The organism is Kribbella sp. NPDC049227 (genome assembly GCF_043197265.1).
Classification (GTDB): Bacteria; Actinomycetota; Actinomycetes; order Propionibacteriales; family Kribbellaceae; genus Kribbella.
Map to the genome: position 1 here is coordinate 402,558 of NZ_JBICST010000007.1, position 20,009 is coordinate 422,566.

15 protein-coding genes are annotated in these 20,009 nt (G+C 69.6%); 10 read left to right on the plus strand and 5 right to left on the minus strand.

Translation table 11 applies throughout. From position 1 onward, the window contains the following. Nucleotides 1-123 precede the first annotated feature (123 nt). Nucleotides 124-3,675: an alpha-glucuronidase family glycosyl hydrolase gene (locus ACGFH6_RS31455; RefSeq protein ID WP_393391186.1), complete on the plus strand. Its 3,552-nt coding sequence runs from the start codon at nucleotides 124-126 to the stop codon at nucleotides 3,673-3,675. A gap of 149 nt (nucleotides 3,676-3,824) precedes the next feature. Here ACGFH6_RS31455 and ACGFH6_RS31460 read toward each other — a convergent pair whose 3' ends face one another. From ACGFH6_RS31460 to ACGFH6_RS31470, 3 genes are read right to left on the minus strand one after another with little or no spacing between them, the layout of a single operon-like run. Continuing rightward, nucleotides 3,825-4,817 carry a GNAT family N-acetyltransferase gene (locus ACGFH6_RS31460; RefSeq protein ID WP_393391188.1) on the minus strand — a complete coding sequence of 331 codons (993 nt, stop codon included), beginning with the start codon at nucleotides 4,815-4,817 and terminating at the stop codon, nucleotides 3,825-3,827. A gap of 41 nt (nucleotides 4,818-4,858) precedes the next feature. Continuing rightward, the gene (locus ACGFH6_RS31465; protein ID WP_393391190.1) at nucleotides 4,859-5,737 is read right to left on the minus strand and encodes a prephenate dehydratase; all 879 of its coding nucleotides are present in this window, start codon (nucleotides 5,735-5,737) and stop codon (nucleotides 4,859-4,861) included. A 39-nt stretch (nucleotides 5,738-5,776) separates the two neighbouring features. Continuing rightward, complete coding sequence (locus tag ACGFH6_RS31470) at nucleotides 5,777-6,580, minus strand: lysophospholipid acyltransferase family protein (protein ID WP_393391192.1); 804 nt, start codon at nucleotides 6,578-6,580, stop codon at nucleotides 5,777-5,779. Between the two features lie 148 nt (nucleotides 6,581-6,728). On the opposite strand from ACGFH6_RS31470, the gene ACGFH6_RS31475 reads away from it, so the two are divergent. The 9 genes from ACGFH6_RS31475 to ACGFH6_RS31515 all read left to right on the plus strand — a co-directional run bounded on the left by ACGFH6_RS31475 (nucleotide 6,729) and on the right by ACGFH6_RS31515 (nucleotide 18,818). Further along, nucleotides 6,729-8,990 carry a M64 family metallopeptidase gene (locus tag ACGFH6_RS31475; protein ID WP_393391194.1) on the plus strand — a complete coding sequence of 754 codons (2,262 nt, stop codon included), beginning with the start codon at nucleotides 6,729-6,731 and terminating at the stop codon, nucleotides 8,988-8,990. A 100-nt stretch (nucleotides 8,991-9,090) separates the two neighbouring features. After that, on the plus strand, nucleotides 9,091-9,591 hold the full coding sequence (locus tag ACGFH6_RS31480) for a DUF1772 domain-containing protein (protein WP_393391196.1): 501 nt from the start codon (nucleotides 9,091-9,093) through the stop codon (nucleotides 9,589-9,591). A 109-nt stretch (nucleotides 9,592-9,700) separates the two neighbouring features. Then, nucleotides 9,701-10,528 carry a TIGR03936 family radical SAM-associated protein gene (locus tag ACGFH6_RS31485; protein WP_393391198.1) on the plus strand — a complete coding sequence of 276 codons (828 nt, stop codon included), beginning with the start codon at nucleotides 9,701-9,703 and terminating at the stop codon, nucleotides 10,526-10,528. A 150-nt stretch (nucleotides 10,529-10,678) separates the two neighbouring features. Then, entirely contained in the window at nucleotides 10,679-13,960 is a 3,282-nt protein-coding gene (locus ACGFH6_RS31490; RefSeq protein WP_393391200.1) for a ribonuclease E/G, read from the plus strand. 137 nt (nucleotides 13,961-14,097) lie between these two features. Next, a complete protein-coding gene (gene rplU, locus ACGFH6_RS31495) occupies nucleotides 14,098-14,415 on the plus strand; it encodes a 50S ribosomal protein L21 (RefSeq protein WP_131349790.1) in 318 nt (105 codons plus the stop codon). A gap of 11 nt (nucleotides 14,416-14,426) precedes the next feature. Next, nucleotides 14,427-14,687, plus strand: a complete 261-nt coding sequence (gene rpmA / locus ACGFH6_RS31500) for a 50S ribosomal protein L27 (RefSeq protein WP_132405181.1) — start codon at nucleotides 14,427-14,429, stop codon at nucleotides 14,685-14,687. 163 nt (nucleotides 14,688-14,850) lie between these two features. Then, nucleotides 14,851-16,434: a GTPase ObgE gene (gene obgE, locus ACGFH6_RS31505; protein WP_393391202.1), complete on the plus strand. Its 1,584-nt coding sequence runs from the start codon at nucleotides 14,851-14,853 to the stop codon at nucleotides 16,432-16,434. A gap of 4 nt (nucleotides 16,435-16,438) precedes the next feature. Beyond that, nucleotides 16,439-17,551 carry a glutamate 5-kinase gene (gene proB, locus ACGFH6_RS31510; RefSeq protein WP_393391203.1) on the plus strand — a complete coding sequence of 371 codons (1,113 nt, stop codon included), beginning with the start codon at nucleotides 16,439-16,441 and terminating at the stop codon, nucleotides 17,549-17,551. Nucleotides 17,552-17,573: 22 nt separating this feature from the next. Further along, entirely contained in the window at nucleotides 17,574-18,818 is a 1,245-nt protein-coding gene (locus ACGFH6_RS31515; RefSeq protein ID WP_393391205.1) for a glutamate-5-semialdehyde dehydrogenase, read from the plus strand. On the opposite strand, the gene ACGFH6_RS31520 is transcribed toward ACGFH6_RS31515, so the two are convergent. Then, nucleotides 18,790-19,422 (minus strand): 4'-phosphopantetheinyl transferase family protein, encoded by a 633-nt coding sequence (locus ACGFH6_RS31520; RefSeq protein WP_393391207.1) that lies wholly within the window; start codon nucleotides 19,420-19,422, stop codon nucleotides 18,790-18,792. The genes ACGFH6_RS31515 and ACGFH6_RS31520 overlap by 29 nt on opposite strands. Then, nucleotides 19,419-19,997: a helix-turn-helix transcriptional regulator gene (locus tag ACGFH6_RS31525; protein WP_393391208.1), complete on the minus strand. Its 579-nt coding sequence runs from the start codon at nucleotides 19,995-19,997 to the stop codon at nucleotides 19,419-19,421. Before ACGFH6_RS31525 ends, ACGFH6_RS31520 begins: the two co-directional genes overlap by 4 nt. Nucleotides 19,998-20,009 lie beyond the last annotated feature (12 nt).

The following is a 20,009-nucleotide window of genomic DNA, read 5'->3' on the forward strand; positions in this document are numbered from 1 at the left end:
CAGCTCACAGACCAGGAATCCTTGCCATGACAGGTGTTTCACGATCCCTTGCCCTTGACTGCGGTCGATGCCGAACTTACGGTCAGGAACCGGTTCCTGACCGCCCACAGGAAGGACGTCGACATGAAGTTCACGCGTCGGCAGGTGTTGCTGACCGGCGGCGCACTCGTCGCCGGCGGCTTGATCGATCCGGCGATCGCGTCGGCCGCCACCGGCCTTCCCGACGAGGACGGCCACGAGCTCTGGCTGCGCTACCGCAAGGCAGGCCCGTCCCGGCTGCCGGAGTACCGCCGTATGTTCACTCATGTCGTGGCACCCAGCCACGACGTCCTCGACTCGGCGGCAACGGAGCTGGTCCAGGGACTTTCGGCCGTCACGGCGCGCGCAGTCCCTCGCCTCGCGGCACCGAAGCACGACGGCGCAGTCATCATCGGCACGCCCAGCACCTCGAAGTACGTCGCCGCGTCCGTCGATCGGGCCGAACTCCGCCGCCTCGGTCCTGAGGGATACGTCGTGCGCACCCGCGGCAACGCCACCATCGTCGCGAGCGAGGGCGAGCGAGGTGTCCTGTACGGCGCCTTCCATCTCTTGCGACTGCTGCAGACCGAACGCCGCATCACCCAGCTCGACATCCACGAACGCCCGGTCAACACACTGCGCCTGGTCAATCACTGGGACAACCTCGACCGCAGCGTGGAACGCGGGTACGCCGGGCAGTCGATCTTCGCATGGGACAAGCTGCCCGGGACCGGGCCGCGGGATCGCGACTACGCCCGGATCCTTGCCTCGGTCGGGCTGAACGGCACCGTGGTCAACAATGTCAACGCGGACCCGGCGTTCCTGTCGACCGAGATGCTGCCGAAGCTGGCCGGACTGGCCGCCGTGCTGCGGTCGTGGGGCGTCAGCCTCTACCTGTCCGCGAACTTCGCCGCCCCGATCGTGCTCGGCGGCCTGGCCACGGCGGATCCGTTCGACGACGGCGTGAAGGCCTGGTGGCGGGACAAGGCCCGCGAGATCTACGACGTGATCCCGGACCTCGGCGGTTTCCTGGTCAAGGCCGACTCCGAGGGACAGCCCGGTCCGATCACGTACGGCCGGACCCATGCCGACGGCGCCAACCTGCTCGCCGAGGCCGTTCGCCCGTACGGCGGGATCGTGATGTGGCGGGCGTTCATCCACGACTTCGACCCGGTGACGTGGGCGAGCAAGTCGTACCTGACGTTCCAGCCGCTCGACGGTCAGTTCGCCGCCAATGTCGTCGTACAGATCAAGAACGGGCCGATCGACTTCCAGGTGCGCGAGCCGGTGCATCCGTTGTTCGGTGCGATGCCGCGGACGCGGACGATGGCCGAGTTGCAGATCACGCAGGAGTACACCGGGCAGTCGACACATCTGTGCTATCTGGTGCCGGAGTGGAAGGAGGTCTACGGCTTCGACACCTACGCGGCCGGCCGCGGTACGACGGTCGCCCGCATCGTCGAGGGTGCGGCCGGGGTGATGAACTTCGGGTCGGATCGCAACTGGACCAGGCATCCGCTGGCGGCGGCCAACACACACGGCTATGCGCGGCTGGTGTGGAATCCCGGTCTCGCTGCGGAGGACGTCGCCGAGGAGTGGGTGCGGATGACGTTCGGGCCGGACGATCGGGTGGTCCGCACGCTGACCTCGATGCTGCTGCGGTCTCGCGAGATCTACGAGGACTACACCTCGCCGCTCGGGGTCGGGTTCATGATCGCCGGTGATCACTTCACGCCCAGCCCGGCGGGGAATGCGCCATGGAACAAGGCCGATCGCGACGGGACCGGATTCGACCGGACCGTGGCGACCGGGGTCGGGTTCACCGGGCTTTACCACCCGCCGGTGTCGCAGCAGTACGAGTCACTGGCCGAGTGTCCTGATGAGCTGCTGCTGTTCTTGCACCACGTCCCGTACAGCCACCGCCTGCACTCCGGGAAGACGGTGATCCAGCACATCTACGACTCGCACTTCGACGGGATGGACGACGCGGGTCGCCTGCGTACGGCGTGGCAGTCGCTGCAGTCGCGGGTGGATCGGAGCCGGTTCGCCACGACGCTGGAGCGGTTCGACCAGCAGGTGCTGCAAGCCCGGCTGTGGCGGGACTCGATCGTCAGCTACTACTTCGAGGCCGGTCGAGTGCTCGACAAGTCGCGGTCCTGGGCGCAGTTGCGGCAGGACGGCGACGGTTTGCTGCTGGGTGGCTGGCCCAATCTGCTGGCGCTGAGTGCCGGCAACGCGTCGCCTTGTTCGGTGGAGCTCTCCGCTCGGGTCGCCCCGGCGAGCGGCTGGACCAGCAGCGAGGGGACTGTTGCGCTGCCTCCGCGCGAGTTCGCGGCGTTCTCGGTGCCCGTCACTCCGCCGCTGACGCCGCAGATCGCAACGATCGATCTCGAAGCCTCGGGTGGGAGTATGCCGGTGCTCGGGACGACGACGCAGGTACTGGTGGCACCGGTCGGGGCTCGGTGCCGGCTCGCGCTGGATGCGGGCGCGGCGTCGAGTCCGGTCCTCGCGGGCTACCAGCGGTTGTCGCCTTCGGACCTGTGGGATCCGGGCAAAGGTTTCGGCTGGGTCGGTACGGCGCCGCAATCGCGTGATCGTGCTCGGCTCGATGTACTCCGACGCGATTTCGTCAACGACACCGCGGCTCGGGTGCTTCGGCTGAGCGTCCCGCCCGGCCAGTCGGATGCCTACCTGCTGATCGGTGACGCGAGCGCGGACTGCTGGCCGACGTTCGTCCGCTCTGAGGGCAAGCTGCTGGCGCAGAGCGAGTTCCTGCTGGGCGGGCTGTACGGCTGGGTTCGCGTGACCCTCGACGGTGGGTCGGCCGGGCGAGACGTCGACCTCGAGCTGAGCGGCGTACCCAACCAGCACTGGCATCTGGTCGCCTTGGTGATCCCGGACCCGGCAGCCGAGTTGCCGCCGGTGGTGGTGACAGACGTCGCCGCTCCTTCACCGATGCTCTGCGGCCAGGAGACCACCGTGACGGTCACGCTGGCCAACACCACCGATGCACCCGTCGAGGCGACCGCAAGAGTGGCGGTCCCAGCCGGATGGACCGCCCGGGAGACCACTACGTCCCTGGCGGCCGGCACCATCGAGCAACTCGCCGTGACCGTTGTCCCCGGCCCGGACCCCGCCGTACTCGCGCTGGACGTCGAGGCCGCTGTGGATGGTGAGGTGACCGACCGCAGCCGCACCGAGGTGGTGTTGACCGCACCACCAGGCGACGCCGCGGTGCTGGCGCTCGATGCGGGGACGGATGCGAGTCCGTTGCAGCCTGGATATCACCGTCTGTCCCAAGCCTCGGCCTGGGATGCAACGGCCGGATTCGGCTGGGTCGGCACGGGCCCGATGTCCCGCGATCGTGCCGTCCTCGACGACCTGCGCCGCGACTTCGTCAACGACACGAATCCCCGGGTCCTCCGGATCGCCGTACCCGACGGCGACCACGACATCTGGCTGCTCGTCGGCGACGCCACCCAACCGTCCGATCCGACGTACGTCGGCGCCGGCTCCACCCGTCTGGCGGCGAGTCCCTCGCTCGGCACCGGCGAGTTCACGTGGCTGCACTTCACCGTGCCAGGTGGCGTCACCGATCTGGAACTGTCAGGCGACGCCGCCAAGCACTGGCACCTGAACGCCTTGGTGATCAGCTAGATGGCGGACCGCCAGGCCATCACAATGGCTCGGCGGAGGACGTCCGCCGGCTGGAGTGACGTCATGGCCTCCCATTGTGATGGCTTGCAGATCCGCAGATCACAAGGGTTGGTGAGTGGTCCAAGTCCGCAACTCCCGACCGAGTTCAGCTAGAGCCGGCGTTCCCAGGCGGTTCGTTGGGCGGTGGGGCGGAAGCCCAGTTTCTCGTTGACGGCGATCATCGGGGTGTTCTCCGGGGCGTTCCAGGTGTGCAGGACGGCCGGGTGGGTGAGGCGGGACTGGAGGGAGCGGAGGTTGGGGAGTTTGACGGCGATGCCGAGGCGGCGGCCGCGGTGTGGCCGGTGGACGTACGTGTCGTACTGGTTCAGGCGATCGGGTCGCTCGGGCGTGCCGCCCATCTGGGTGTACGCCGCCAACGCGCCTGAGTCGGTGTGGACGGCGGCAGTGGTGTAGGTGAAGCGGCCTTGAGCTACACGGCGCGCCTCGGCCTCGCGGACGAGCTCGGGCGTCCACCGGGTCGCCTCGACCGTACGGTCGCCATGCGGTACGTCGGCGTACATCCCGGTGATCAGCTCGGCGAACTGGTCGAGCCACTCGTCCGGCGTGTGCTCACCCCACTGCACGATCTCGTAACCGGGGACCGGCCGCCCCATCGAGGCCAACTGCTCCTCGGATAGCGGCAGTTCGAGGACCTGGTGCAGCTCCGCGTGCTTGCGGACGAACCCGCGCGCCGAGGCGAACGCCGTACCGGGGCTCTCGCCCGTCACCGGATCGCCGGCCACGTTGATCCCGGTCATCATCCGCCGGCCCTCGGCCCGGGCCCGTTCGATCACTGCCTCCAACAGGCGCGACGCGACCCCGCGCCGCCGGTACGCCGGATCGACCGCGAACTCCACGTCGACCGTGTCGGTGTTGTCGAGCAGCCACCAGTCGAGCCACGCGATCCCCAGCCAGGCGTCACCGTCCACCAGCCCCAGACCGTCGGCCCGCAGGTCGGAGTGGTCGCCGGTCATCAGGACCCGGGCCTCCTCCATCGCGAGACCCACGGGGAACTCGAGTTCCTCGCGGCGTACGGCGTCCTTCACCGCGAAGAACTGCTGGAAGATGTCTGGATCCCGGCCGTCGACCGTCACGATGTGCACCCGGGAACCCTACGGCCACCACCTGGCGGCCGCGCTCCAATTTAGTGGTGCGGACGCAGTGCCCGGTTCGCGGCCGGTTCGGCGATCTGGGCGCGGAACGGGTGCGAGGGGTAGACGCCGAGGATGCGGACCTCGACCGAGAAGAACGCGAGCTCCTCGAGCGCCAGAGCGACGTTCGGGTCGTCCGGGTGGCCCTCGATGTCGGCGTAGAACTGGGTCGCGAAGAACATCCCACCGAGCTGATAGGACTCCAGCTTCGTCATGTTGACGTTGTTGGTGGCGAACCCGCCGAGCGCCTTGTAGAGCGCGGCCGAGACGTTCCGGACCCGGTAGACGAAGCTGGTGATGATCGGCCCGGAACCGACCGGAGGTACGTCGGGCTCCCGGGAGAGCACCAGGAACCGGGTGGTGTTGTGGTGCTCGTCCTCGACGTCGCTCGCCAAGGTCTCGAGGTCGTAGAGCTCGGCCGCGGCTCGCGGGGACAGCGCGGCGACCGTCGGGTCGGCCAGTTCGGCGACCTCGCGGGCGGCGCCCGCGGTGTCGTCGGCGACCACAGTGGACCAGCCGTGCTCGCGGATGATCTTGCGGCACTGGCCGAGCGCGTGCACGTGGCTGCGAACCGTCCGGATCCCGTCGATCGACGCCCCGGGGACCGCGAGCAACTGGAAGTGGATCGGGAGGAAGTGCTCGCCGACGATGTGCAGCCCGGACTCCGGCAGCAGGTGGTGGATGTCCGCCACCCGGCCGGCGATCGAATTGTCCACCGGGATCATCGCCAGCCCGGCCCGGCCGCTGCTGACCGCCTCGAGCGCGTCCTCGAACGTCGTACAGGGCAGCTGCTCGCGGTCGGGGAACATCTCGGTGCACGCCATCGCCGAGTTGGCGCCTGGCTCACCCTGGTAAGCGATCGGTCCGTCCACGGTCTACCAGCCTAGACCCCTGCTGTCTCACGTCGCGGATCAGGTGTCCGACTTGCGGACCTTCTTCGGTGCGCCGGTGGTCGCGCGGCCCTCCAGTTGCTTGGCCTTGGTGGCGTACATGTCGATGTACTCCTGGCCGGACAACTCCATGATCTTGTACATGATCTCGTCGGTGACCGCGCGCAGGATCAGCCGGTCGCTCTCCATCCCCTCGTAGCGGGAGAAGTCCAGCGGATGGCCGAACTTGACCGTGGGGGAGGCGAACGAGGCGACCACCTTGCCGGGCGGGGCGACCACGTCGGTGCCGATCACGCCACACGGGATCACCGGGACCTTGGCCTCCAGCGCCAGCCGGGCGACGCCGGTGCGGCCCTTGTACAGCCGGCCGTCGTGGGAGCGGGTGCCCTCGGGGTAGATGCCGAACAGCTCGCCGCGCTCCAGCACCTTCATCCCGGCCCGCATCGCGCCCTCGGACGCGGACCCGCCGGACCGGTCGATCGGCACCTGGCCGGTGCCCTTGAAGAAGCCGCGCTGGAACCGGCCCTTGATCCCGGCGCCGGTGAAGTAGTCGGACTTCGCCACGAACGTGACCCGCCGGCGCAGCACCAGCGGCATGAAGATCCAGTCGGAGTACGAGAGGTGGTTGCTGGCGATGATCGCCGGACCGAGGTCCGGGATGTTCTCGGCGCCGACGACGATCGGCCGGAAGATCCGCTTGACCGGCGGACCGACCAGCACGTTCTTCAGCACCCAGTAGATGCCCTTGCCGTCACCGTCACCGGCGTCGACCGCGTGTGGTCCGCGGTCCGGCTCGGACCGCGGCGCCTGCGCCGGTTCCGTCATCGATGTCCTTTCCTCACAGTTCCCCGACCCCTCATGATGCCGCACCGCGGCCCGGTTGGCCCGCAAGTCGCCGCGCGGGAACTCCTGACACGGATCGCCGCCGCTTCGTAAGCTGCTGACGGCAGTGTCGCCCACACTGGGAGGGGTCATGCGGACCAGACGACTCGTGGCGGTTCTCGGGGTGGTCGCGGCGGTGTTCGCGGGCCTGCCCACGGCGGCCGGAGCCAGTACGACGGAGGCCTCGGCGACCGTCGTCCCGATCCAGGTCACCGGTCCAGCGGCGTCCCGGTTCAACCTGGTGGTGATGGGCGACGGCTACACCGCCGCCGAACTACCGAAGTTCCGCGAACAGGTGGACAAGCACCTCAACATCCTGTGGAGCATCGAGCCGTTCAAGTCGTACCGCGACTACTTCAATGTGTACGCCGTCGAGATCACCTCGCCGGAGAGCGGCGTCGACTGCGACCCGGACCTCACCTCGCCGCAGGTCGAAACCCCACTGCAGATGGGCTTCTGGGGTGGCTGCAACCCGGGCAGCGTCCAGCGCCTGCTCACCGTCGACTCCGACGCCGCCACCCAGTACGCCGACCTGGTCCCCGGCACGACTGGCGCCAACCGCCAGATCCTTGCTATCGGCAACAGCGACACGTACGGCGGCGCCGGTGGCACCTACGCGACCGCGTCCGGCGGCAACGCGCTCTCCGCACTGATCACCCCGCACGAGCTCGGCCACTCGCTCGGTGGCCTCCAGGACGAGTACGACTACTACGCCCGCGGTGAGCGTGGAGCGCCGTACGAAGGGCCGGAGCCGTCCTCGATCCACCACACCATGCTGACCGAGCAGCAGATGCGGGACCAGCAGAAGAAGTGGTACCGCTGGCTCGGTGAGCCGTCAGAGTCCGGCGGCACGATCGGCCGGTACGAGGGCGGCATGTACGCCGGGTCCGGGGTCTGGCGACCCAGCCGGCACTCGATGATGAAGGCGCTCGGCTACTACTTCGACCAGGTGTCCCGCGAGCGGATGACGCAGCGGATCTCGTCCCGGACCAACCTCTTCCAGGACAGCACGCCGGTCGGTCAGGTGGCCGGAGACCAGGTCGTCTGGCTGCAGACCCTGCACCCGCTGAGCCACGAGCTCGACGTGACCTGGACCTTGGACGGTACGGCGCTCCCGACCGCGAACGCCCGCGCCGTGGACCTCGCGGCCCTCGACCTCACGCCCGGGCAACACACGCTGACCGCGAAGGTCGTCGACCCCACCGAGTACATCCGGGATCCCGCCGTACGTCCGACTGCGAGCCGCTCCTGGACCGTGAACACGACGATGACGGCGTCCCCGGCGGCGGAGCCGGTGACGTTCACCGGGTCGACCTCGACAGAGCATCCGGTGAGCGCCGACGAGGTGGTGTACGCCGAGACGACGCAGTCTTCGACCGAGCAGCCCTCGATCACGTGGCGGCTGGACGGTGCGCCGGTCGCCAACCCGGGCAATGACCGGGACTTCGACCTCGAGCCGCTACACCTGACCGGGCGGCACACGCTGACCGCGAGCGTCGGCGACCAGACGCTGACCTGGTCGGTCGACGGGGTCGAGCCGGTGGTTAAGTCCACGCTGTCGAAGCCGTTGCTGACCGTTCAGAAGCCGACCGGCCCGGAGTACATCTACAACGACGCGTTCACCATGGGTCTGGCCGCGACCGACGACAGCGCCGGGTACGTCGTTCCGGAGTTCCGGGTCGACGGGGACGGTTGGTACAACTACTTCGGCTGGCCGACGGACGCATCCGCGCCGTTCCGGTTCACGGCCGAGGGGACCGAGATCGACCAGCTCGTCTACGGCAAGCTCGGGGTGCCGCGAGTGGTGCCTTGGGACGACGTACCGCCGGGGTACGGTCGGCACCAGGTCGAGTACCGGGCCATCGATGCCACCGGCAACATCGGGACACCGCGGCGGTTCGCGGTGACCCTGCTGCGGCCGGCTCCGGCCTGTACGTCGACCGTGACCGGAGTCCACAACGGTCCACTGGTGGTGGGATCCGGCGTCACCTGCCTGGTCGATGCCACGATCAACGGCCCGGTGCAGGTCCAGTCAGGCGCGTCGTTGGTTGCCACCGGCACTCGCATCGCGGGACCGGTCCGGGCCGACAGGGCAGCCGATCTCCAGTTGCTGCGGAGCACAGTCGGCGGACCGGTGACCGCCGATGGCGTGACCCGGAGCATGGTTGCGGTCGGGTCCTCGGTCGACGGGCCGGTGTCCGTGACCAGGGGACGTACGACGGAGGCCGCCGTACTGGCTGGGAACACGGTCGAGGGGCCGCTGAGTTGCTCGGGGAACGCGCCGGCGCCGGTGAACCTGCAGGCGCCCAACCAGGTCTCGGGGCCGCGTTCCGGGCAGTGCGCGCGGTTGTGAGTTGCGCGGACATGGACGTGAGATTCGCTGACATGTCCGTGGGCTCCGCGGTGCCATAGCTTTCCGGTGCGGGGCGTTCCCGCCGTGCTGGAGGAGAGAGATGAACGGACTGCGGGTGGCGGCGCTGATGGCGGCCACGATCACCACCGGGCTGATGGCGGGCGTGTACGCGATCTACTCGAACGCCTTCATGCCCGGCCTGGCCACGACCGACGACAAAACCTTCGTCGGCGCGTTCCAGGCGGTCGACCGGGCCATCCTCAACCCGGTCTTCCTGCTCCTCGGCTTCGTCGGCTCGGCGGTGTTCGCGCTGCTGGCCGGTCTGCTCAGCCTGAAGGAGCCGGCGCTGCCGTGGCTCGCGGTGGCCTTCGCCTTCAACCTGATCACGATCATCGTGACGATCGCGGTCAACGTCCCGCTCAACGACGCCCTCAAGGCGGCCGGTGACCCGGCCACCATCGACGTCGCCGCCGCCCGAGCCGCCTTCGACGAGGCCCGGTGGCGCGCGTTCAACCTCCTCCGCACCCTGCTGATGCTGGTCTCCTTCGGCCTCCTCGGCTGGGCCCTCTACCTCACCGGCAAGTCCGCCGCCCAGCCCTAACCCGGAAAGCGCATTCCCGGATGCTCCCTGGCGAGTTGTTTCACCGCTGACCGGTTAGAACCCGTCAGCGGTGAAACAACCCGCCATCGGATCCTGAGAGGATGGCGGCGTGGCACCTGTTCAAGCTCCGCCGTCGCAGCAACTTCCCGCGGTCCAGAAACTGCGGGTCCGGTTCGCCAAGCGTGGGCGGCTGCGATTCACCTCACACCGCGACTTCCAGCGGGCGTTCGAGCGCGCCGTCCGCCGCGCCGAACTCCCGGTGGCGTTCTCGCACGGCTTCAGCCCGCACCCGAAGATCTCGTACGCCGGTGCCGCGCCGACCGGAGCCGCGTCCGAGGCGGAGTACCTGGAGATTTCGCTCACACACGAGCGGGACGCCGAGCAGGTCCGGGCCGCGCTGGACGAGGCGCTGCCGCCCGGGCTCGACGTACTCGAGGTGGTTGTCGCAGGCCCCGGAGCGCTGGCCGAGCGGCTGGAGGCGAGCGAGTGGCGGATCGCGTTGCCTGGGGTGGATCCCGAGGTGGCCGCCGCGGCGGTGGAGGCGTTCCTGGCCCGGGAGGAAATTCTGGTCGAGCGCATGACCAAACGGGGTCTTCGCTCGTTCGACTGTCGGGGTGCCGTTCTGCGACTCACCGTCGCGCACGAACCGGCGCCGGTTGCGACGTGTGCGATACTGCAAGTGGTGTTACGGCACGGAACCCCGGCCGTGAGACCCGACGACGTTCTCGCCGGCGTGCTAGAGGTAGCGACGCTCCCGGTGACGGGCCCGGCTCTTCTGACCAGGCTCGCCCAGGGCCCGCTCATCGCGGCCACCGGCACGGTGGACGACCCGCTCGCTCGTGACCGCGACGCCACCCAGGCGACCGCGACCGGCCAGGTAGGTCCCCACCAGACGCATTCAGCGGAGGGCGACGCCGCCGCTCCCTCTGTGCCCTGAGCGCGGGCGGAGCGGATCCAGCAGGCTTCCGCCGCGCCGGCACCGACGATGTGCCGCACGGCGAACCGTGACCGTCTTTCGGAGTGGCTGCGCCGGACCCGTGACAGGGGTCGCAGGCTGCACCGGAAGGCTTGAGGAGACCCGTACCGCATGCTCGACAACGAGCCGACTACCGAGGCAGCCGAGACGGCTGCCACCGCCCAGCAGCCCAGCACCGGCAGGACCGCGAAGAAGGCTGCCGCCAAGAAGACGACCACCCGCAAGCGCACGGCCAAGACGGCCGCCGCCGAGGAGGTCCCCACCCAGTCCGACGGCGAGGCCGCCGACCCGGCTCCGGTGAAGAAGACGGCCGCCAAGAAGGCTGCCGCCAAGAAGACCCCGGTGAAGAAGGCCGCGGCCAAGACCGCCGCGAAGAAGACCACCGCCAAGCGCCCGGCGAAGAAGACCGCCGCCCAGGACACGTTCCCGGAGCTGAGCGAGAACGCCGCGCCCGACACGACCCCCGCCGACGGCGGCCCGGTCGTGGAGAACGCTCCGGCGCCGGCGAAGAAGACCACCCGGAAGCGCACCTCGAGGAAGGCTGCCGCGACCGACCTGACCAGCACGGATTCGCCCGTCACCGACGGGCCCGTCGCCGACGCCGTGGACCCGTCCGGCGCCGCGGCCGATGCTGCGCCGGCCGCGAAGCGGTCGTCTCGCCGCCGCGGTGCCAAGACCACGACGCCGACCACCGCCTCCGACGAGGCGCCCAGCACGATCTTCCCGAAGGCTGAGGAAGAGGCCGAGACCCCGGCTGAGGAGCCGACCACGCGTCGTACCCGCCGGCGTGCTCCGGCTGCTGCCGCAGTCCTGTTCCAGGCGCCCACCGACGTACCGACCCAGGCTCCCGCCCAGGCGGCGGCGACCAGCCCGGTCGAGGCGACCGCCACGACGACCCCTGAGACCACTCCGGAGACTGCCAAGGCGACCCCGGAGATTGCCAAGGCGACCCCGGAGGCGACTCCGGAGCCGGGTGCCGACGAGCAGCCGACGACCACGCGGCGCCGCCGCAGTCGTCGCGGTCGTGACGCGGAGGCCCGTGAGGCCACCGCCGAAGAGACCAGCACCGAGCAGACCGCTGTCCCGGTGGACAAGGCAGCCGAGGACGAGTCCGCGGACGCCCAGCCGGAGCCGGACGCGCAGTCCGAGGACGGCGAGGAAGGTGGCGAGGGCACACGTCGTCGCCGTCGTCGCCGCGGTGGCCGTCGCCGCCGCAAGTCCGGTGACGCCGATGGCGCCGAGGACAGCTCGGACGAGCACGCCGACGACGACGAAGCCGACGAGCAGGACGCCGAGTCCGGCTCCGACGACGAGCAGGACGCGTCGGCCGACTCCGACGAGGACGGCTCGGGCAGTTCGTCCCGGCGCCGTCGCCGCCGTCGCCGCCGCAAGGGCGAGGAGGGCGCCACGTCGCCCGACGACCCCGACGAGACCGTCGTCCGGGTGCGCGAGCCGCGCAGCAAGAACACCGCGAACGAGATCACCGCGGTCGAGGGCTCGACCCGCCTGGAGGCGAAGAAGCAGCGCCGCCGTGAGGGCCGGGCGGCCGGCCGCCGCCGCGCGCCGATCGTCACCGAGGCCGAGTTCCTGGCCCGGCGCGAGTCGGTCGAGCGGACCATGGTGATCCGGTCCCGCGAGGACCTGACCCAGATCGCCGTGTCCGAGGACAACGTCCTGGTCGAGCACTACGTCGCCCAGGCCGAGCAGACCTCGCTGATCGGCAACGTGTACCTCGGCCGCGTGCAGAACGTGCTGCCCAGCATGGAGGCCGCGTTCATCGACATCGGCAAGGGCCGTAACGCCGTCCTGTACGCCGGTGAGGTCGACTGGGCCACGCTCGGCGGGGCCAACGGCCCGCGCAAGATCGAGCAGGTGCTGAAGTCCGGCCAGGCGGTGCTGGTCCAGGTGACCAAGGACCCGATCGGCCACAAGGGCGCCCGGCTGACCAACCAGATCAGCCTGCCCGGCCGGTACGTCGTCTACGTACCGCGCGGCGGCAACGGCGGCATCAGCCGCAAGCTGCCCGACACCGAGCGGAACCGGCTCAAGACGATCCTCAAGGACATCGTCCCGGACGAGGCGGGCGTGATCGTCCGGACCGCGGCCGAGGGTGCGTCCGAGGAGGAGCTGACCGCGGATGTCAGCCGCCTGCAGTCGTTCTGGGAGGACATCGAGAAGAAGTCCAAGAACGGCCAGGCCCCGCAGTTGCTGTACGGCGAGCCCGACCTGCTGATCCGGGTCGTCCGGGACCTGTTCACCGAGGACTTCGCCAAGCTGGTGATCTCCGGCGACCGGGCGTACGACCAGGTCCGTGAGTACGTCACCAGCGTCGCGCCGCATCTTTCCGACCGGGTGGAGAAGTGGAGCGGCGACGGTGACGTCTTCGCCAGCTTCCGGATCGACGAGCAGATCAAGAAGGCGCTGGACCGCAAGGTGTGGCTGCCGTCCGGTGGTTCGCTGATCATCGACCGGACCGAGGCGATGACGGTCGTCGACGTGAACACCGGCAAGTTCACCGGCTCCGGCGGCAACCTCGAGGAGACCGTCACCAAGAACAACCTGGAGGCGGCCGAGGAGATCGTCCGGCAGCTCCGGCTCCGCGACATCGGCGGCATCATCGTGATCGACTTCATCGACATGGTGCTGGAGTCGAACCGCGACCTGGTGCTGCGCCGGCTGGTCGAATGCCTGGGCAGGGACCGGACCAAGCACCAGGTGGCCGAGGTCACCTCGCTCGGCCTGGTCCAGATGACCCGGAAGCGGATCGGCACCGGTCTGCTCGAGGCGTTCAGCGAGAACTGCGACCACTGCGGTGGCCGCGGCCTGATCCTGCACGACGAGCCGAAGGAGTCCCGTCGCCGGGACAGCCGCAACGGCAACGGCCAGGACAGCAACAAGCCCGCGGCCGCGCAGGCTGACGACGGTGGCCGCAAGAGCTCGCGCCGCAGGCGGGGCAAGGGCCGCGCCGAGGACGAGCAGCCCGCCGAGGACACCTCGCAGCACAACGCCGACGCCGCCCAGCGGCTGGCGCAGATCGCCGCGGCTTCGGCGCTCGACGCGAAGAAGTCCGACGAGGCCGGTACGACGGAGACTCCGACCGGGTACCCGGTCTCCGGGGCGGACGACGTACAGGTGAGCCCGGAGGCGACCGGATTCCCGACCGAGACCGCTGAGTCGACCACCACGGTGGGCGCCGAGGTGGCTTCGGCTGAGGCTGCTCCGACCGAGGCTGCTCCGACCGAGGCTGCTCCGGCCGAGGCGGCGAAGAACGGGAGCAGCAGGCGCCGGCGGAGCAGCCGGGGCCGTGGCAAGGCGGCGACCGAGGGTGATGCCGGTAACACCGAGGCCGGTGCGACCAGCGACGCCACGGAGCTCGTCTCCACGGGGAGCTGACCCGGTTTGACCCGTCTGTGAGCCGACCCGTAAACTTGAGCTTCGGCGCGCGTTCCGCGTGCCATGTTTGTGTGGGCCGCTAGAGGTCTGTGCAGGCCCCCGTAAGTTTTCCGAACCAGCAGAGAGTGAGATCCACGGTGTACGCGATCGTGCGCAGTGGCGGCACCCAGCAGAAGGTCGCCGTCGGCGATGTCATCGAGATCGACAGCCTGACGGACGAGGTGGGCGACACCGTGTCCCTCCCGGCGGTCATGGTCGTTGACGGCGACACCGTGACGACCGATGCCGCGGCGCTGGCCAAGGTGGCCGTTTCGGCCGAGGTCCTGGGTCGTACCAAGGGTCCCAAGATCCACATCCTCAAGTACAAGAACAAGACCGGTTACCGCAAGCGCCAGGGGCACCGTCAGCACTACACCCAGGTCAAGGTCACCGCGATCGACGCGAAGAAGAAGTGAGCTGATCTGAGATGGCACACAAAAAGGGAGCGGCGTCGACCCGTAACGGTCGCGACTCCAACGCGCAGCGCCTCGGCGTGAAGCGGTACGGCGGTCAGCTGGTCAACGCCGGCGAGATCATCGTGCGCCAGCGGGGCACGCACTTCCACCCGGGCAACCTGGTCGGCCGTGGCGGCGACGACACGCTGTTCGCGCTGGCCGAGGGCAAGGTGGAGTTCGGCACCCGGCGCGGTCGCCGCGTCGTCAACATCGTCCCGGCCCCGGCGGAGTAACACCGCCACCCGGACGTTTCACGAGCTCTGAGAAGGGCGGGTCGCGGAATACCGCGGACCCGCCCTTCTGCTGTGTAAGACAGCTGCTGTGTAAGGGAAAGACAAGAACCTCGCCTCAAGCTCCGCTCGGGGCGGGAGGCGAAGACAGGAAGTTGAGACACCGATGGCGATTCCCAGCTTTGTCGACCGGGTCACGGTGCATGTCACCGCTGGCCGCGGCGGAAACGGCTGCGCCTCGGTGCACCGGGAGAAGTTCAAGCCCCTCGGCGGTCCGGACGGCGGCAACGGCGGCGACGGCGGCAGCGTGATCCTGCGCGTCGACCAGGACGTGACCACGCTGGTCGACTACCACCGCTCCAGCCACCGCACCGCGACGAACGGTGCCCAGGGCAAGGGTGACCACCAGGCCGGCAGCAACGGCGGCGACGTCGTCCTCGGCGTCCCCGACGGCACGGTCATCAGTACGGCGGACGGCGTCGTACTCGCGGATCTCGTCGGGACCGGCGCGGAGTTCGTCGCGGCGCAGGGTGGCAAGGGTGGTCTCGGCAACGCGGCGCTCGCCAGCAGCGCCCGCAAGGCGCCCGGTTTCGCGCTGCTCGGTGAGGACGGCGAGGAGCGGACGCTCGTCCTCGAGCTCAAGGTGGTCGCGGACATCGGCCTGGTCGGGTTCCCGAGCGCCGGCAAGTCGTCGCTGGTCGCGTCGATCAGCCGAGCCCGGCCGAAGATCGCCGACTACCCGTTCACCACCCTGATCCCGAACCTGGGGGTCGTCGTCGCGGGCGACACGACGTTCACCGTGGCCGACGTACCCGGGCTGATCGAGGGTGCGAGCGAGGGCCGCGGACTCGGGCACGACTTCCTGCGGCACGTGGAGCGGTGTGCGGCGCTCGTGCACGTCATCGACTGTGCGACGTACGAGCCTGGCCGGGACCCACTGAGTGACCTGGACACGATCGAGGCGGAGCTGCAGGCGCACGGCGGCCTGGAGGACCGGCCGCGACTCGTTGCCCTGAACAAGATCGACGTACCGGACGCGCGCGAGATCGCGGAGATGGTGCAGGCCGAGCTGGAGCAGCGCGGGCTGCGGGTGTTCCCGATCTCGACCGCGTCGCACGAGGGTCTGGAAGCCTTGAAGTTCGCGATGGCGGAGATCGTCATGCGGCGGCGTGCCGAGGAGGAGAAGCCCGACACCACGCGGATCGTGATCCGGCCGCAGGTGCAGGGCGGGCCCGAGTTCAAGGTGAAGAAGCTGCCGGACGACGGCGGCTGGCTGGTGCAGGGCGAGAAGCCAGAGCGCTGGGTCAAGCAGACCGACTTCGCGAACGCGGAGGCGACCGGCTACCTGGCCGACCGGCTGAACCGGCTCGGGGTGGAGAAGGAACTGCTGGAGCGGGGTGCGGTCGAGGGCGACGCGGTCGTCATCGGCGACGGGCCGAACGCGATCGTGTTCGACTTCGCGCCCGAGGTCCAGGCCGGCGCCGAGATTCTGGCCCGCCGCGGCGAGGACCACCGGCTGGAGGAGACGCGTCCCGCGGTTCAACGGCGGCGCGCGAAGGACACCGAGTACCACGCCCACCGGGCGGGGGAGTCGACGTCCGACCTGTCGGAGTACGGCGCGGGCTGGGTCGAGGACGAGGTGGACCTGTCCCCGGCCGAGTCCAAACGAGCAGCTGAAGCTGCGGCGAAGCTGGCGCGCAAGGAAGCGCGCGAGCTCGAACTGCAGAAGGAACTCGACCAGAACGGTTGATTTCATGAAGGAACGCGCGGAGGCCGTCGAGGCCACGCGGATCGTCGTGAAGGTCGGCTCGTCGTCGCTGACCCAGCGCGGCAAGATCGACCTCGAACGGCTCCGGCTGCTCGTCGACGCCATCGCGGCGCGACGGGTGGAGGGGACCGAGGTCGTGCTCGTCTCGTCCGGCGCGATCGCCGCCGGCCTGGCCCCGATGGGCCTGCGGTCGCGACCGCGTGACCTGGCGACGCAGCAGGCGGCGGCATCGGTCGGGCAGGGGCTGTTGATGGCCCGCTACAGCGACGCCTTCGCGGCGCATGGTCTGCGGGTCGGCCAGGTGCTGCTCACGGTCGACGACGTGACCCGGCGGAGCCACTACCGCAACGCCTACCGGACGTTCGCGCGGTTGCTCGAGCTGGGCGTCGTACCGATCGTCAACGAGAACGACACGGTCGCCACCACGGAGATCCGGTTCGGCGACAACGACCGGCTCGCCGCGCTGACCAGTCACCTCGTGCACGCGAATCTGCTGCTTCTGTTGTCCGACGTCGACGGGTTGTACGACGGGGATCCGCGCAAGCCGGGGACGTCCATGGTCACCGACGTGCGTGGTCCCGCTGATCTGGCGCCGTTGCGGATCGGTCGTACCGGGTCGTCGAGCGTGGGCACCGGTGGCATGCAGACGAAGGTCGAGGCGGCCGCGATCGCCACGGAGGCAGGGATTCCGGTCGTCCTCACGTCTGCCGGTCGCGTGGGGGAGGCACTGAAGGGCCTGCCCGTCGGAACCCTCTTCCACCCCACCGGCCGTCGCCGCAAGACCCGCCTGCTCTGGCTCGCGCACGCCACCTCGGGTCAGGGCCGGCTCCACCTGGACGAGGGCGCCGTACGAGCGGTGACAGAGCGCCGTACGTCGCTCCTGCCTGCCGGCATCTCGAAGGTCGAAGGCACGTTCTCGGCCGGCGATCCGGTCGACCTCGTGTCGCCTTCCGGGGCGGTCGTCGCGCGCGGCCTGGTCAACTACGACGCGGCCGAACTCCCCGACCTGCTGGGCCGATCGACACGCGACCTCGCGCGGGAACTCGGAGCGGCGTACGAACGCGAGGTCGTCCACCGAGACGACCTGGTCCTCCTGTGAACCGATCAACCTAGGATGAACCATGAGCGAGATCATCGAGCTGGCCAGGCGGGCGCGGGAAGCGTCGTACGCGTTGGCCGAGGCTTCGCGGGCGACGAAGGATGCGGCGCTGCACGCGATGGCGGCGGCCCTGCGGGCGAACACGGACGCGATCGTCGCGGCGAACGCGAAGGACGTCGCGTCGGCCCGTGAGGCTGGTACGCCGGAGTCCACGGTGGACCGGCTGGCGCTGGACCCGGGCCGGGTGGACGCGATGGCCGCGGGGCTGGAGCAGCTTGCCGGACTGACCGACCCGGTCGGTGAGGTCGTGCGCGGCTACACGCTGCCGAACGGGTTGGAGCTTCGCCAGGTCCGTGTGCCGTTCGGCGTCGTCGGGATCATCTACGAGGCGCGCCCGAACGTGACCGCCGACGCGGCCGGCATCTGCCTCAAGTCGGGTAACGCGGTGCTGCTGCGCGGATCGTCCTCGGCCGCCGCGTCCAACGACGCGATCATCGCCGTACTGCGGTCCGCCGCCTCGTCAGCCGGATTGCCCGCGGACGTGGTCCAGGGTGTGCCGACCGAGCGGGCCGCGGTGAAGGAGCTCATGCAGGCGCGTGGGCTGGTCGACGTACTGATTCCGCGCGGTGGGGCCGGCCTGATCCAGACCGTGGTCAGCGAGTCGACCGTGCCGGTGATCGAGACCGGAGTCGGCAACTGCCACGTTTACGTGGACCAGGACGCTGACCTCGACCTGGCGCTGACGATCCTGCTCAATGCGAAGACTCAGCGTCCGAGTGTCTGCAACGCGGCCGAATCCCTGCTGGTGCACTCGGCGGTGGCCGCGGACTTCCTGGCGCAGGCCCTGCCTGCGCTGGCCGAAGCGGGCGTGACCGTGCACGGCGATCCCGCTGTAGTTGCTGCGGGCAAGGATGTTGTCGCGGCGACGGACGAGGACTTCGGCGCGGAGTACAACTCGCTCGATCTGTCCGCCGCGGTGGTCGACTCGCTCGAGTCCGCGGTGCGGCACATCCGCCGCTACAGCTCCGGTCACACCGATGCGATCATCACGCGTTCGCAGGCCGCCGCGCGCCGGTTCGTGCAGGCGGTCGACTCGGCCGCGGTCGTGGTCAACGCCAGCACTCGGTTCACCGACGGCGGCGAGTTCGGCTTCGGCGCCGAGATCGGCATCTCCACCCAGAAGCTGCACGCCCGCGGCCCGATGGGGCTGCCCGAGATGACCTCGACCAAGTACGTCGTCACCGGCGAGGGTCAGATCCGAACCTGAACGTCCTCACGACGGGCGGCTCGGCGGACACCACCGCCAGAGCCGCCACGTGGCCGGGATCCACGTCCAGCTCCTGGAGTTGGATCCCCGCTGTGATCTTGCGCGGCTTGGCGGGCAAACCCTCGCCGGTCGCCTTCACCGCGGCCTCCCTCCGCGTCCAGTACGTGAGGAACGCGTGCACCTTCTCGCCTCCGTCGACGCCGTTCAGTTCGTGGATCTCCTCAGGAGTCAGCGCCACGTGCGCGAGCCCGTCGACGTCCAGGTGGGGGTCGACCTTCTCCACATCGATCCCGACCGGCCGGTCACCGATCGCAACACCGACCAGGTCGCCGGCGTGGGTGACGGACAGCTCGACGCCGGCGGCACGCACCTTGCCGTGCGGCTCGCCGCAGCGCGGGCAGGTGCGGTCCAGCCGGATCTTTGCTGCAGGCAACGAGAACCGGGCCGCGAGCAACCGCCGTACCATCGTGCACCCGAGCAGGAACCGGGCCCGTGCCTCCGTCTGGGTGTAGGCCGCCAACCGCTCGCGCTCGACCTCGTCCAGCTCCGCGGCGAACTCGTCGCGGGCCTGGTCGATCCGGGCCCACCAGACGTCGACCGTCATACCGGTCCGGGTGTCCAGATCAGGCTCCCGCTGCGGAGGTCCTCGAGGATCCCGTCGATCCATTCCGCCTCGGCCACCGTGACGGCCCGCTGATACTCCGTCTCGAGCACCGCGAAACGGGGGATCGGCGCGCCCTCGACCTCCAGGGTCAGCTCGGCGTCGAGCTCCGCCACACGCTTGGTCAGATGGTCCCGCCGATGTGCCAGCAGCTCGCCGGCGGTCTCCGGCGGCACCAGCATCACGAACGACAGTCCCGCCGGGAACTCGGGGAACTCGTTGCGCGGCGTGGTCAGGATCTCGGCCAGCCACTCCCGGCAGACCGTCCGCCCGTCCTCGGTGAGGTGGTAGACGGTCCGCTCGGGATAGCGCTCGTCCCGCTCGGTCGCGCCGGCCGTGATCAGGCCGGCTTCCTCCAGCCGGACGATCATCCTGTAGAGGCTGGTGCGCTGGCCGACGTTGACGACCTGGTCCTTGCCCCACTGCCTGATCAGCCGCTGGATCCCGTACGGGTGCAGTGGGCCGTTCTCCAGCAGGCCGAGGATCGCGAGCGCGAGGGGTGAGCGTCGGAAGGTCACGCCGTCAGCTTA